The 13,364-nt window shown below is 63.1% G+C and carries 16 protein-coding genes; 10 read left to right on the forward strand and 6 right to left on the reverse strand.

Translation table 11 applies throughout. The features are described 5' to 3' along the window. The first annotated feature begins 214 nt into the window (after positions 1 to 214). The 6 genes from hisB to AC1RMG_RS24720 all read left to right on the forward strand — a co-directional run bounded on the left by hisB (position 215) and on the right by AC1RMG_RS24720 (position 4,086). Positions 215 to 808: an imidazoleglycerol-phosphate dehydratase HisB gene (gene hisB, locus AC1RMG_RS24695; RefSeq protein ID WP_011058736.1), complete on the forward strand. Its 594-nt coding sequence runs from the start codon at positions 215 to 217 to the stop codon at positions 806 to 808. Continuing rightward, entirely contained in the window at positions 808 to 1,446 is a 639-nt protein-coding gene (hisH, locus tag AC1RMG_RS24700) for an imidazole glycerol phosphate synthase subunit HisH (protein WP_019093880.1), read from the forward strand. Before hisB ends, hisH begins: the two co-directional genes overlap by 1 nt. Then, complete coding sequence (locus AC1RMG_RS24705; RefSeq protein ID WP_011058738.1) at positions 1,447 to 1,707, forward strand: DUF2164 domain-containing protein; 261 nt, start codon at positions 1,447 to 1,449, stop codon at positions 1,705 to 1,707. It abuts the gene before it with no gap. 42 nt (positions 1,708 to 1,749) lie between these two features. After that, positions 1,750 to 2,487, forward strand: a complete 738-nt coding sequence (hisA, locus tag AC1RMG_RS24710; RefSeq protein WP_011058739.1) for a 1-(5-phosphoribosyl)-5-[(5-phosphoribosylamino)methylideneamino]imidazole-4-carboxamide isomerase — start codon at positions 1,750 to 1,752, stop codon at positions 2,485 to 2,487. A gap of 9 nt (positions 2,488 to 2,496) precedes the next feature. Continuing rightward, positions 2,497 to 3,267: an imidazole glycerol phosphate synthase subunit HisF gene (gene hisF / locus AC1RMG_RS24715; protein ID WP_015633827.1), complete on the forward strand. Its 771-nt coding sequence runs from the start codon at positions 2,497 to 2,499 to the stop codon at positions 3,265 to 3,267. 63 nt (positions 3,268 to 3,330) lie between these two features. Further along, the gene (locus AC1RMG_RS24720; RefSeq protein ID WP_370058451.1) at positions 3,331 to 4,086 is read left to right on the forward strand and encodes a substrate-binding periplasmic protein; all 756 of its coding nucleotides are present in this window, start codon (positions 3,331 to 3,333) and stop codon (positions 4,084 to 4,086) included. Between the two features lie 38 nt (positions 4,087 to 4,124). Here the strand turns inward: AC1RMG_RS24720 and AC1RMG_RS24725 are convergent, their stop codons facing one another. From AC1RMG_RS24725 to gpmI, 5 genes are all read right to left on the reverse strand, one after another. Then, the gene (locus tag AC1RMG_RS24725) at positions 4,125 to 4,931 is read right to left on the reverse strand and encodes a divergent polysaccharide deacetylase family protein (protein WP_123724141.1); all 807 of its coding nucleotides are present in this window, start codon (positions 4,929 to 4,931) and stop codon (positions 4,125 to 4,127) included. A gap of 116 nt (positions 4,932 to 5,047) precedes the next feature. Beyond that, complete coding sequence (locus AC1RMG_RS24730) at positions 5,048 to 6,358, reverse strand: S41 family peptidase (protein ID WP_011058743.1); 1,311 nt, start codon at positions 6,356 to 6,358, stop codon at positions 5,048 to 5,050. Between the two features lie 31 nt (positions 6,359 to 6,389). Continuing rightward, positions 6,390 to 7,676 carry a murein hydrolase activator EnvC family protein gene (locus AC1RMG_RS24735; RefSeq protein WP_019093876.1) on the reverse strand — a complete coding sequence of 429 codons (1,287 nt, stop codon included), beginning with the start codon at positions 7,674 to 7,676 and terminating at the stop codon, positions 6,390 to 6,392. A 174-nt stretch (positions 7,677 to 7,850) separates the two neighbouring features. Next, positions 7,851 to 8,765, reverse strand: coding sequence for a DUF1460 domain-containing protein (locus AC1RMG_RS24740; protein WP_493170463.1), 915 nt, complete (start codon positions 8,763 to 8,765; stop codon positions 7,851 to 7,853). Between the two features lie 166 nt (positions 8,766 to 8,931). Then, positions 8,932 to 10,473 (reverse strand): 2,3-bisphosphoglycerate-independent phosphoglycerate mutase, encoded by a 1,542-nt coding sequence (gpmI, locus tag AC1RMG_RS24745; protein WP_065364824.1) that lies wholly within the window; start codon positions 10,471 to 10,473, stop codon positions 8,932 to 8,934. Positions 10,474 to 10,637: 164 nt separating this feature from the next. Here gpmI and AC1RMG_RS24750 point away from each other — a divergent pair, with 164 nt between their 5' ends. From AC1RMG_RS24750 to secB, 3 genes are read left to right on the forward strand one after another with little or no spacing between them, the layout of a single operon-like run. Further along, complete coding sequence (locus AC1RMG_RS24750; RefSeq protein ID WP_011058747.1) at positions 10,638 to 11,051, forward strand: rhodanese-like domain-containing protein; 414 nt, start codon at positions 10,638 to 10,640, stop codon at positions 11,049 to 11,051. Next, positions 11,051 to 11,305 (forward strand): glutaredoxin 3, encoded by a 255-nt coding sequence (grxC, locus tag AC1RMG_RS24755; protein WP_011058748.1) that lies wholly within the window; start codon positions 11,051 to 11,053, stop codon positions 11,303 to 11,305. Before AC1RMG_RS24750 ends, grxC begins: the two co-directional genes overlap by 1 nt. Positions 11,306 to 11,347: 42 nt before the next feature. Further along, on the forward strand, positions 11,348 to 11,827 hold the full coding sequence (secB, locus tag AC1RMG_RS24760; RefSeq protein WP_011058749.1) for a protein-export chaperone SecB: 480 nt from the start codon (positions 11,348 to 11,350) through the stop codon (positions 11,825 to 11,827). 95 nt (positions 11,828 to 11,922) lie between these two features. Here secB and trmL read toward each other — a convergent pair whose 3' ends face one another. Then, entirely contained in the window at positions 11,923 to 12,378 is a 456-nt protein-coding gene (gene trmL, locus AC1RMG_RS24765) for a tRNA (uridine(34)/cytosine(34)/5-carboxymethylaminomethyluridine(34)-2'-O)-methyltransferase TrmL (protein ID WP_047283558.1), read from the reverse strand. Between trmL and AC1RMG_RS24770 the strand changes: the two genes are divergently transcribed. Next, positions 12,377 to 12,817: a hypothetical protein gene (locus AC1RMG_RS24770; RefSeq protein WP_011058751.1), complete on the forward strand. Its 441-nt coding sequence runs from the start codon at positions 12,377 to 12,379 to the stop codon at positions 12,815 to 12,817. The genes trmL and AC1RMG_RS24770 overlap by 2 nt on opposite strands. Positions 12,818 to 13,364 lie beyond the last annotated feature (547 nt).

Below are 13,364 nucleotides of genomic sequence, written 5' to 3' on the forward strand. Positions count from 1 at the left end.
GTGCGCAGGAGCCCGCTGGCCGGCGAACAAGGTGCCAGGGCCTGCCAGGCCTGGCGCCTTCACCGGCGAGCCGTTTTCTATAGTTGTCATGACAGGTACAGCCCCGCAGCCATTGGCTGGCGCCCGTCAGGATATTGTCCATCGTGTTTCTGTTTAGCCGCCGTGGGGCCTATACTATTCGCCTTTTTCGCCCAATGATTTTGCGGAGCTGGTGATGGCCGAACGTAAGGCATCTGTCGAGCGCGACACTCTGGAAACCCAGATCAAAGCCTCGATCAACCTGGATGGCACCGGAAAGGCCCGATTCGATATCGGCGTGCCCTTCCTTGAGCACATGCTGGACCAGATCGCCCGGCACGGGCTGATCGACCTGGACATCGAAAGCAAGGGCGACCTGCATATCGACGACCACCACACCGTGGAGGATGTCGGTATCACCCTCGGCCAGGCGTTCAGCAAGGCCATCGGCGACAAGAAAGGCATCCGTCGCTACGGCCATGCCTATGTGCCGCTGGATGAAGCCCTGTCCCGCGTGGTGATCGACTTCTCCGGCCGCCCTGGCCTGCAGATGCATGTGCCGTTCACCCGCGCCACCGTCGGTGGTTTCGATGTCGACCTGTTCCAGGAGTTCTTCCAGGGCTTCGTCAACCACGCCAACGTGACCCTGCACATCGACACCCTGCGCGGCACCAACACTCACCACCAGATCGAGACCGTGTTCAAGGCCTTCGGCCGCGCGCTGCGCATGGCGGTGGAGCTGGACGAGCGCATGGCCGGCCAGATGCCGTCGACCAAGGGCGTGCTGTAATGCAGACCGTCGCCGTCATCGACTACGGCATGGGCAACCTGCACTCGGTGGCCAAGGCCCTGGAGCACGTGGGCGCCGGCAAGGTGCTGATCACCAGCGATGCCAGCGTGATTCGAGAGGCCGACCGGGTGGTGTTCCCCGGAGTGGGCGCGATCCGTGACTGCATGGCCGAGATCCGCCGCCTGGGCTTCGATGCCCTGGTGCGCGAGGTCAGCCAGGACCGTCCGTTCCTCGGTATCTGCGTGGGCATGCAGGCGCTGCTCGACCACAGTGAAGAGAACGAAGGCGTGGACTGCATCGGCCTGTTTCCCGGCCAGGTGAAGTTCTTCGGCAAGGGCCTGATCGAGGATGGCGAGCACCTGAAGGTGCCGCACATGGGCTGGAACGAAGTGAAGCAGGCGGTGGACCACCCGCTATGGCACAACATTGCGGACCTGGCGCGCTTCTACTTCGTGCACAGCTACTACATCAATGCCGGTAACGCGCGGCAGGTGGTGGGCAGCGGTCACTATGGCGTGGATTTCGCCGCGGCGCTGGCCGACGGCTCGCGTTTCGCCGTGCAGTTCCACCCGGAGAAAAGCCATACCCACGGCCTGCAGCTGCTGCAGAATTTCGCCGCCTGGGACGGTCGCTGGTAAATGGCGATCAAGAAACCCAAGCCGCCGATCCTGAGCCTCACTGCCGAACAGGAGAGCGAGGCGACGCACAAGATCAAGCGTTTCCTGGAGGATCGGTTCGAGCTCGAGCTGGGCTCGTTCGAAGCGGCGGAGGTTCTTGAACTGTTTACCCGCGAAATTGCTCCGCACTATTACAACCGGGCGATTTTCGATGTGCAGGCGCACCTCAAGGAGAGGTTCGAAAGCATCGAAAGCGACCTGTGGGCGCTCGAGAAAAACTGATTTCCGAGTGAAGCTGAACAATCGAACTTGAAGGTTTGCCAGATGCTGATTATTCCCGCTATCGATCTCAAGGACGGCGCCTGTGTGCGTCTGCGCCAAGGCCGCATGGAAGACTCCACGGTGTTCTCCGATGACCCGGTGAGCATGGCCGCCAAATGGGTTGAAGGGGGTTGCCGGCGCTTGCATCTGGTGGACCTGAACGGTGCCTTCGAAGGCCAGCCGGTCAACGGCGAGGTGGTCACCGCAATCGCCAAGCGCTACCCGAACCTGCCGATCCAGATCGGCGGCGGCATCCGTTCCCTGGAAACCATCGAGCACTACGTCAAGGCTGGCGTGAGCTACGTGATCATCGGCACCAAGGCGGTCAAGGAGCCGGAGTTCGTCGCCGAGGCCTGTCGCGCGTTCCCCGGCAAGGTGATTGTCGGCCTGGACGCCAAGGACGGTTTCGTCGCCACCGACGGCTGGGCTGAAGTCAGCAGCGTGCAGGTCATCGACCTGGCCAAGCGCTTCGAAGCCGACGGCGTGTCCGCCATCGTTTATACCGACATCGCCAAAGACGGCATGATGCAGGGCTGCAACGTGCCGTTCACCGCAGCCTTGGCGGCCGCTACCCGGATCCCGGTGATCGCTTCCGGCGGTATCCACAACCTGGGCGACATCAAGGCCCTGCTGGACGCCAAGGCGCCAGGAATCATCGGCGCCATCACTGGCCGCGCGATCTATGAAGGCACCCTCGATGTCGCAGAAGCCCAGGCTTTCTGCGATTCGTACCAAGGCTGAGGATTCGCCATGGCACTGGCCAAACGCATCATCCCTTGCCTGGACGTGGACAACGGCCGGGTGGTCAAGGGCGTCAAGTTCGAGAACATCCGCGACGCCGGTGACCCGGTGGAAATCGCCCGTCGCTACGACGAGCAGGGCGCCGACGAGATCACCTTCCTCGACATCACCGCCAGCGTCGATGGGCGTGATACCACCCTCCATACCGTCGAGCGCATGGCCAGCCAGGTGTTCATCCCGCTGACTGTGGGCGGTGGTGTGCGCACCGTGCAGGACATCCGCAACCTGCTCAATGCCGGTGCGGACAAGGTTTCGATCAACACCGCAGCAGTGTTCAATCCCGAGTTCGTCGGCGAAGCGGCGCAGCACTTTGGTTCTCAGTGCATCGTGGTCGCCATTGACGCGAAGAAAGTCTCCGGCCCGGGTGAAACCCCGCGCTGGGAAATCTTCACCCATGGCGGGCGCAAGCCCACCGGGCTGGACGCGGTGGAGTGGGCGAAGAAGATGGAAGGCCTGGGTGCCGGCGAGATCCTGCTCACCAGCATGGATCAGGACGGCATGAAAAACGGCTTCGACCTGGGCGTGACCCGGGCCATCAGCGATGCCCTGGGGATTCCGGTGATCGCCTCCGGCGGTGTCGGCAACCTCCAGCACCTGGCCGACGGCATCATCGAAGGCCACGCCAGCGCGGTGCTGGCGGCGAGCATTTTCCACTTCGGCGAGTACACGGTTCCCGAGGCCAAGGCCTACATGGCCCAGCGCGGGATTGTTGTGCGATAGCCACTGGACAGCATGGCGGGCTCACGGCACTCTTGAGCACGCCATGGATTCCGGTAGCCCGTCATGTTCAAACGTCTTCTAGTGGTTGTCGCCAGCGCTTCGCTTGTTCTTTGCGGCCTCGCTCGCGCTGATGAACCCGCCGACACCTCCCTGGTGTTGCTGACGGAAAACTTCCCTCCCTACAACATGGCCAAGAACGGCAAGAACTTCGCCCAGGGCGAGAATATCGACGGCATCGCCGTGGATATCGTCCGTGAAATGTTCAAGCGCGCCGGAATCAACTACAGCCTGACCCTGCGTTTCCCCTGGGAGCGTATCTACAAGATGGCGCTGGAGCAGCCGGGCTATGGTGTGTTCGTCATGGCGCGCCTGCCGGACCGCGAGCCGCTCTTCAAGTGGGTCGGCCCCATCGGCCCGGATGACTGGATCATGCTGGCCAAGGCCGGCAGCACCATCAGCCTCGAATCCCTGGAGCAGGCGCGCAAGTATAAGATCGGCGCCTACAAGGGCGATGCCATTGCCGAGACCCTGACCAAGCAGGGCCTGGCACCCCAGGTGGTGCTGCGGGACCAGGACAATGCCAAGAAGCTGGTGGCGGGGCAGATCGACCTCTGGGCCACTGGCGACCCGGCCGGGCGCTACCTGGCCAAGCAGGAGGGCATCAACGGCCTCAAGACCGTGCTGCGCTTCAACAGCGCCGAGCTGTACCTGGCCCTGAACAAGGATGTCTCCGATGAGGTGGTGGCCAAGCTCCAGGCGGCCCTGGACCAGATGCGCAAAGAGGGAATGGTGGAAGAGATCATGGGGCGTTACCTGTAGGCGCTTCGCTGGCAAGCCAGCTCCTGTGGCGAAGGCCTCTAGCGATAAACCCCATTCTTGCCATGCCCGGCCATGGCCTGGTTGCTGCGCAGACTGATCATCGACTTGATATCGATCCACTCGATGCCCTGGGCCTTGAGCTTGGGCAGTTCGCGCTCGAGCACCGCCAGGGTCTGGGGATAGGGGTGGCCGATCATCACCGCCGAACCCTGTTTGCGCGCCAGCTTGATCGCTGTCTGCAACTGTTGGGCAATGGCTGCCTCGGTGCGCTCGTCATCCAGGAATACATCCCGGGAAACACTGGCCAGACCGATCTTCTGCGCTTCGGCGGCGGCGACCGTCTGGGCGCTGGTGCGGCTGTCGACGAAGAATTTGTGTCGCCGCTGCAAGTCGGCCATCAGCCAGGCCATGGCCTGGGGTTGGGCGGTCATGCGGCTGCCCATGTGGTTGTTGATGCCGCTGGTGTAGGGCACGGCCTGGAAGGCGGCTTCCAGGCGTTTTTGCAGCTCCTCGATGGGCAGCTCGGGGTGCCAGGCGAACGGCCCGGTGGCCGGGTCCATGGGCATGTGCAGGATGACGATCTTGCCGGCGCGATGGGCCTCGCGGGCGAATTCGGCAGCGTGGGGCGTGTCGGGCATGATCGCCGTGGTGACCGGGCCGGGCAGGGCCAGTACGCGGCGGTCACGGGGCAGGTTCTGGCCGAGGTCGTCGATGATCAGGCTCAGGTAGGCCTTGGGCGCAGCGGCTGTGGGTTCGGCGGCTTGGGTCGCAAGGGGCAAGAGGCACAGGAGGGTGAGCAGCGGGGCCTGGAGCGAGCGCAACAGCAGTGAGCAGCGGGAAATCATGGGGATCGGGGTCAGGCCTTTAGGGGGGATTGGCGCCCTGGCGGGCGCTTCGCTGGCAAGCCAGCTCCTACACAAGCCGGCTCCTGTAGGAGCCGGCTTGCCGGCGAAGGGTTCAATCATTTGCCGCGGGTGATGCTCAGCCCCTTGAGCAGGCTCAGGGCCTGGGCCAACTGGTAGTCGTCGTCCTGCGGCATTGGCTTGGCCTTGCTCGCTGCACCACTGGGCTTGTCGGCGCCGCCGTTGCCATTGCCCAGGTGACCCTGCAGGTCGGCTTCCTTGAAGTACTCGCCGTCCTGGGATTCGCTGGTGATCTTGGCGCGGCGCACTTCGATGTCCGGAACGATGCCCTGGGCCTGGATCGAACGCCCGTTGGGGGTGAAGTACAGCGCGGTGGTGATCTTCAGCGCCCGGTCGTTGTTCAGCGGCAGCACGGTCTGCACCGAGCCCTTGCCGAAGCTGGTAGTGCCCATCAGTACTGCGCGCTTCTGATCCTGCAGGGCACCGGCGACGATCTCCGAAGCCGAGGCGCTGCCGCCGTTGATCAGCACCACCATCGGCACGGCTTCGCTTTCGTCCTTGCCGGTGGCGGAGAAGCGCAGCTCGGAGTTGGCGATGCGGCCCTTGGTGTAGACGATCAGGCCCTTGGTGATGAAGTGGTCGACCACTTCCACCGCGGCTTGCAGCACGCCGCCCGGGTTGTTGCGCAGGTCGAGGATGATGCCGTTGAGCTTCTTGCCGTTGTCCTTGCGCAGCTTGGCCAGGGCCTTGGAGACTTCCTCGCCGGTCTTGACCTGGAACTGGGTGATGCGGATGTAGCCGTAGCCCGACTCCAGCAGCTGGCTCTTCACGCTTTTCACCTGGATGGTGGCGCGGGCCAGGGTCACGTCGAACGGCGTGCCGCCGTCGCGCACCAGGGTCAGGGTGATCTTCTGGCCGATCTTGCCGCGCATCTTGTCCACGGCTTCGGTCATGGTCTGGCCACGGGTCGGCTGGCCGTTGATCTTGACGATCAGGTCGCCGGCCTGGATCCCGGCCTTGGATGCCGGGGTGTCGTCGATGGGCGAGACCACCTTGATGAAGCCGTCCTCGGCGCCGACTTCGATGCCCAGGCCGCCGAATTCGCCGCTGGTGCTTTCCTGCAGTTCGGCGAAGTCTTCCGGGCCCAGATAGGCAGAGTGCGGGTCGAGGTTGCTGAGCATGCCCTTGATGGCATTCTCCAGCAGGGTCTTGTCGTCTACGGGTTCGACATACGCGGCCTTGATGCGGTCCATGACCTCGGCGAAGGTGCGCAGCTCTTCCAGCGGCAAGGGCGCCTTGGTGGTCGCGGCGGTTGCTGCTTGAGCGGTTTCGGCGGCAAACGCCTGAGGCGCTCCGATCACCAGGGCGATCGTCAGGGCCAGCGAGGTAAGGCGGGACAAATGCAGCATGTCGAACGAACTCCTAATTTAGATGCAGCGCTTATCCTTGCGCGTGGCACCACTGTGCTGGGTCGCTGGGGCGGCCCTGCTGACGAATTGCAAAGTACAGCGCAGGAGTGTCCTGTCCGCCACTATTACCGACGGTGGAGATGGACTCTCCGGCCTTGACCACGTCGCCGGCTTCCTTGAGCAGCGTCTGGTTGTGTCCGTAGAGGCTCAGGTAACCGTTGCCGTGATCGAGGATCACCAGCAGGCCGGCGCCGCGCAGCCAGTCGGCGAACACTACCCGGCCACCGTGCACGGCGTGCACCTGGCTGCCGGCGGCGGCGCTGATCATCACGCCGTCCCACTTGGAGCGGGAGTCGTCGCCACGGGTTTCACCAAAGCGTGCCAGTAGTCGACCATCAACGGGCCATGGAAGTTTTCCCCGGGCTGAAGCAAATGCCCCGCCATAGGAAGGGCCGGCGCTGGAAACCAGGGCTCCAGGGCTTGATCTTGCGGGTTTGCGCGGTTCATCGCTGGCGTCGGCCTGGGCCTCACGCAAGCGCTTTTTTTCGGCTTCCTGCTGGGCGATCAGCGCTTTCTGCCGCGCTTCCTCTGCCTCGCGAGCCTGGCGGGCCAGGGTTTCTTCAATGGTTTTCAGGACCTTGGCCAGGTCGGCCTGGTCCTGTTCGCGGGCCTTGAGCTTGTCGTCACGGGCCTTCACATCGTTGTTCAGCTTGGCCAGGGCCAGCTGGCGCTCCTTGCGCACCTTGTCGAGTTCTTCGCGCTGGGTGTCGAGGCTGCTTTTCTGCACCAGCAACTGGGCCTGCTGCAGGGAGATGTCCTTTTCCACATTGGCCAGCTGGCGCAGGGTCTCGTTGAAATTCTTCAACTGCTCCAGGCGGGCCTGGCTCAGGTAGTCGTAATAGGTCAGGGTGCGGGCGAATTTTTCCGGGTTCTGCTGGTTGAGCAGCAGCTTGAGGTATTCCTGGCGCCCGTTCTGGTAGGCCGCGCGGGCCTGGATGGCGATCAGTCGCTGCTGTTCAGTGCGCGCGCTCTGGAGTTTTTTTTTCTCCTCATCGAGTCGCTGCAGCTCGGATTCGCTTTTCTTCAGCTCTTTTTGCAGGGCCTCGACCTGCTTTTCCAGCTTGCCCATCTCGGTTTCGGTGCCGCGCAGTTCTTTCTGCACCCCGGACTTCTCTTCCTGCAGCTTGCCCAGCAGCTTTTTCAGCTCGGCAATGTCCTGACGCGTGGCGTCCAACTGTTGTTGGGTTTGCGCGCGCTCGTCGGCGAAAGCCGGTTGGAGCAGGCAGATCAGAGCAAGGGTAATCAGGGCGCGAAGCATAGAGGCGGGCGACACCAGGGAAAGGGACGGCCTAGTATGCCCGCCCATCGCTGCAAAAAAAACGCCTCAAAGCCAACTGCTTTGAGGCGTTCGTCATAAAAAGCCGTTTCCGGGCCGTTATTGGGCCATTTGCTATCAGCGTGCCGCCGCCGTGGCCTGGGGCGGCGGCGCCGATCAACCTTGTGCGGGCGAGCGAGCCTGATGCAGCAGCGCCTGGGTGCCGGCCTGCGCGGCCGAGGCATCCTGGCCGGCCTGGCTGTCTTGCCGGGCCCGCAGGACCACGATTCCCGGGACGTTGTGAACGTACTCCATGAAGGGCGAGTCGATCACCGCGCCCTGGTCCTTTTTCGAGGAGGCGTTGCGCAGGACCGGGCCCTGGGCCGTCTGGATGAACAGCCCGGTATGGGTGACGTCCAGGCCCGAGAGGTGGGTATAGATGCCGATGTAGTCGCCGGTTCGCAGGTGGCTGAGCAGATGCTGGTCAATCAATGCGCTGGGAATGTAGGTGATGTCGCGTTCGGCCACGGGCAGGCCGGGCAGGTAGCGGCCGCCATCGGCCTTTTGATTGAGGCGCTTGGCCACGGTCACCGCGTTCGCACTCAGCTGGGCGGTCACATCCTCGGCCATGGGTTGCCCGGCATGGGCCCAATCGGTGAAGAAGTGGCGGCGGTTGAGGAAGTTGATATCGCCGTTCACGTAGCGAATCTGCACCAGGTTGTTGATGAAGCCGGCCTCGTCGCTGGACTGGCGCAAGGCCTCGACGTAATCCAGGTAGGTGAAGCAGTCCAGGCCCCTGAAGTCGACCACCAGCTTCTCGGCCAGGGTTGCGGAGCCGTGCAGCCGGTTCGCCGCGTAAGGCGTGTGCAGGAACTCCCGGGAAATCAGGTCGTTCATCTGGCCTATGTCGGTAGAGCCCCGAGGAGGCTGGATCTTCAGCAGTGCTTTCAATTTATCGGCGGTCTGAGCATCCATTTCCACCGGGCTGTGTTGCTGTGCGAGGGCACTGGCATCCACCGGCTGTTGAGCAGGAATCTGGCTTGCACAGCCTGACAGGAGGGAGGCCAGAAGCAGCGTAGCCGTCTTGTTCATGGAGATTCTCTCTGCTGTTATTGATAACGATAATCATTATTCAATAAGTGCCCGGCGCTTGTCTGCTTTTACTTCCATGGCCCTGATTCGCCCTGTGCAAGGCCACCATGAAAAACGCCCGACGGTTGCATCGGGCGTTTTTGCCTGCAATGGCGAGCTGGAGGGATCAGTGCGCCGGGTCCACCAGGATCGACGTGCCGGTCATTTCCGCGGGCTTGGGCAGGCCCAGCAACTTGAGCATGGTGGGCGCCACGTCCGCCAGAACCCCGCCTTCACGGACTTTCAAGGCGCGTTTGCCGACATAGATGAATGGCACCGGCTCGGTGGTGTGGGCGGTGTGGGCCTGGCCGGTGGATTCGTCGGACATCTGCTCGACGTTGCCGTGGTCGGCGGTGATCAGGGCTTCGCCGCCGACCTTTTCCAGGGCGTCGACGATACGTCCGACGCACAGGTCCAGGCATTCCACGGCTTTGACCGCCGCCTCGAACACGCCGCTGTGACCGACCATGTCGCCGTTGGCGTAGTTGACGATGATCACGTCATAACGCTGGTGCTCGATGGCGTCGACGATCTTGTCGGTGACTTCCGGGGCACTCATTTCCGGCTGCAGGTCGTAGGTGGCGACTTTCGGCGACGGGATCAGGATGCGCTCCTCGCCCGGGAACGGCTCTTCGCGGCCACCGGAGAAGAAGAAGGTGACGTGGGCATACTTCTCGGTCTCGGCGATGCGCAGTTGGGTCTTGCCGTTTTTCGCCAAATAGTCGCCCAGCACGTTCTCCAGGCTGCCCGGGGCAAAGGCCGATGGCGCGGGGATGCTGGCGGCGTACTGGGTGAGCATGACGAAGCCGGCCAGCTTAGGCTGGCGTGGGCGTTCGAAGTCCTTGAAGCCGTCTTCGACGAAGACCCGGGTCAGCTCCCGTGCACGGTCGGCGCGGAAGTTCATGAACACCACGGCATCGCCGTCCTCGACCTTGACCGGTTCGCCGATGGTGGTGGCCTTGACGAATTCGTCGCTCTCTTCACGGGCGTAGGCGGCTTGCAGGCCTTCCTGGGCGGTGGCGGCGTTGAACTGGCCCTGGCCGTCGACGATCAGGTTGTAGGCCTGGGCCACACGGTCCCAGCGGTTGTCGCGGTCCATGGCGAAGTAACGGCCGATCAGGCTGGCGATGCGGCCCTTGCCCAGGGTCTTGAAGGTTTCGTCCAGCAGTTCGATGGACGACTGGGCGCTTTTGGGCGGGGTGTCGCGGCCATCGAGGAAGGCATGCAGGTAGATCTTCTCGGCGCCGCGCTTGAAGGCCAGTTCGGCCATGGCGATCAGGTGGTCCTGGTGGCTGTGCACGCCGCCGTCGGACAGCAGGCCGAGGATGTGCACCGCCTTGCCGGCATCCACGGCCTTGTCCACGGCCGCGCAAATGGTCGGGTTCTCGAAGAACTCACCGTCACGGATGGCCTTGGTCACCCGGGTGAAGTCCTGGTACACCACGCGGCCGGCGCCGAGGTTCATGTGGCCGACTTCGGAGTTGCCCATCTGCCCGTCCGGCAGGCCGACATCCATGCCCGAACCCGAGATCAGGCCGTTGGGCATGCTGGCGCACAAGCGGTCCAGGACCGGCTTCTTGGCCGCATAGACGGCGTTGGATTCGTGGCTTTCGCTGTGACCGAAGCCATCCAGAATCATCAGGACCAAAGGTTTAGGCGTGGTAGTCATGGCGTCCACTCGTGGCTGGATAGGAAAGAGATGAAAGGGAGGTGTTGAAAAAGGGAGTGGCAGTTTAAAGCGAAGTTCCGGTGGAGTCACCGCCGGGCGGGGTTTGGTCGACCCGGAGGGCTGTGTATACTGGCCGACATTTTAACGCCCTGGAACCTCCTTAGATGGTTGCTCACCTGATTCAATTCGCCACTGAACACTACTTGCTCGTCGGCGCCTTCGCCATCCTGCTGGCTCTGTTGATCGCTCATGAATTGAGCCGCGGTGGCCGCAGCCTCAGCACCCGTGAACTGACCGCGCTGGTCAACAGCGAGCAGGGCGTCGTGATCGATATTCGTCCATCCAAGGACTATGCCGCCGGCCATATCGTCGGTGCACTGAACATTCCCCAGGACAAGCTGGCCGCCCGTGTCGGCGAGCTGGAGAAGCACAAGTCCAAGACCATCATCCTGGTGGACGCCCAGGGCCAGCACGCCGGCACCCACGCCCGCGAGCTGCTCAAGTCCGGTTTCACCGCGGCCAAGCTGTCCGGCGGCGTGGCCAGCTGGAAGGCCGATAACCTGCCATTGGTGAAGTAATGTCCAAGGTCATCGTCTACTCCAGTGATTACTGCCCTTACTGCTCGCGCGCCAAGCATCTGCTGGCGAGCAAAGGCGTAGCCTTCGAAGAGATCAAGGTCGATGGCAAGCCCCAGGTACGCGCCGAGATGGCCCAGAAGGCCGGACGTACGTCCGTGCCGCAGATCTGGATCGGCGCCACCCACGTAGGTGGCTGTGATGATTTGTTCGCCCTGGAGCGTGCCGGCAAGCTCGACGCGCTGCTAGCGGCCTGAAATTCCCAACCCTATAGACCCAAGATCAAGAAGGACTCTGAGATGACTGACCAACAGAACACCGTTGCCGACGACGAAAGCGCACCGCAATTCTCCCTGCAGCGTATCTACGTGCGTGACCTGTCCTTCGAAGCGCCGAAAAGCCCGGCGATCTTCCGTCAGCAGTGGGAACCTAGCGTCGGCCTGGACCTCAATACCCGCCAGACAGCGTTGGAAGCCGATTTCCACGAAGTGGTGCTGACCCTGTCCGTGACCGTGAAGAACGGCGACGAAGTGGCCTTCATCGCTGAAGTCCAGCAGGCCGGTATCTTCCTGATCAAGAACCTGGATGAGGCTTCCATGAGCCACACCCTGGGTGCTTTCTGCCCGAACATCCTGTTCCCTTACGCTCGTGAAGCGCTGGACAGCCTGGTGACCCGCGGTTCGTTCCCGGCGCTGATGCTGGCCCCGGTGAACTTCGATGCGCTGTACGCCCAAGAGCTGCAACGCCTGCAGTCCGCTGGCGAAAACACCGTTCAGTAAGTGCGGGTTGCGGTACGAAAAAAGCGCCTGTAACGGCGCTTTTTTCATGCTCGGGCAAAACCTGTAGGAGCGGGCTTGCCCGCGAACCCCCGGCTCTACTTGAACCCCAACTGTCTCCAGCCTTCATAGACCGCCACGGCCACGGTGTTGGACAGGTTCAGGCTGCGGCAGCCTTCGCGCATGGGCAGGCGCAGGCGCTGTTCGCCGGGCAGGGCGTCCAGCACGTCCGCCGGCAGGCCCCGGCTCTCGGGGCCGAACAGGAAGGCGTCGCCCTCCTGGAAGCTGGCGTCGTGGAACGGCCGCGAGCCCTTGGTGGTGAAGGCGAACAGGCGCGGCTGGCCGAGGCTTTCCAGGCAACTGGCAAGGTCGGCATGGCGTTGCAGGGTGGCGTATTCGTGATAGTCGAGGCCGGCGCGGCGCAGGCGCTTGTCGTCCATTTCGAAACCCAGCGGCTCGATCAAATGCAGGTGGCAGCCGCTGTTGGCGCACAGCCTGATAACGTTGCCGGTATTCGGCGGAATTTCTGGTTGAAAGAGGATGACGTGAAACATGCACGGCTCCGAAGAGAAAGACAGGCTGCATTCTACGCCTGAAGCGTACTCGCGACCGAAGCTAATGCTGCGGGTGTTCGGCTCCCTGGCGATTGTCGGGGTGATGGTAGGGCTGATGATCGGCCGCCTGACCCAGCCTGATCCGGTGGCGTTGCAGCAGGTCGAGGTGGCGCCCGATGGGCTGGTGCTGTGGTTCAACCATGAGCCCAAGCTCCATGGGGAACACATCGATGGCACCGTGGCGCTGCTGTTCGATGCCCAGGGGCAGGCACAGAAGGGCCAGTTGCAGGTCAATCAGCGCAATGTGAACTGGCGGGTGCGCCGGGCGGACCAGGGCCTGCTGCTGAACCTGGTGGCCGCGCGGCCGCTGCGGGGCCAGTGGGACGGGAGCGAGGTGGAGGGGCGCTGGCGCCTGGCGATCCACCTGCGGGAGGAATAAAAGAGGGAAACCCCGGCCTGCCTGTACCAAGGCCCCCAAAAGCGGGAGGGGCTGAGCGCCACGAGGGCGATGAGTCCCGGTGTAAAGAAGGGGATTCCCGGCCTGCCTGTACCAGGGTCCCCAAAAGCGTGGCCCGTCGCGATGCGCGGGATGGGCCGGGTATTAAAGAGGGAAGTCCCGGCCTGCCTGTACCGGGGCTCCCGAAAGCGTGGCCCGTCGCTGTGAGCGGGATGGGCCGGGTATTAAAGAGGGAAGTCCCGGCCTGCCTGTACCGGGGTTCCCGAAAGCGTGGCCCGTCGCTGTGAGCGGGGTGGGCCTGGTGTTAAAGAGGGAAGTCCCAGCCTGCCTGTACTGGGGTTCCCGAAACCTTTGGCCGTCGCGATGTGCGTGCCGAGCCAGGTGTTAAAGAGGGGAATCCCCGGCCTGCCTGTACCAAGGTCCCCGAAACTGGGTAGTGACTGGGTTATTGCAGGTGGCGTGCCAGTTTTGGCTGCAGAGGCGTTGATTGCTGGGATAAAAAGCCGAAAGCCCCGTAATCCGGGGCTTT

It is taken from the genome of Pseudomonas sp. GW822-FHT04H02, assembly GCF_058800645.1.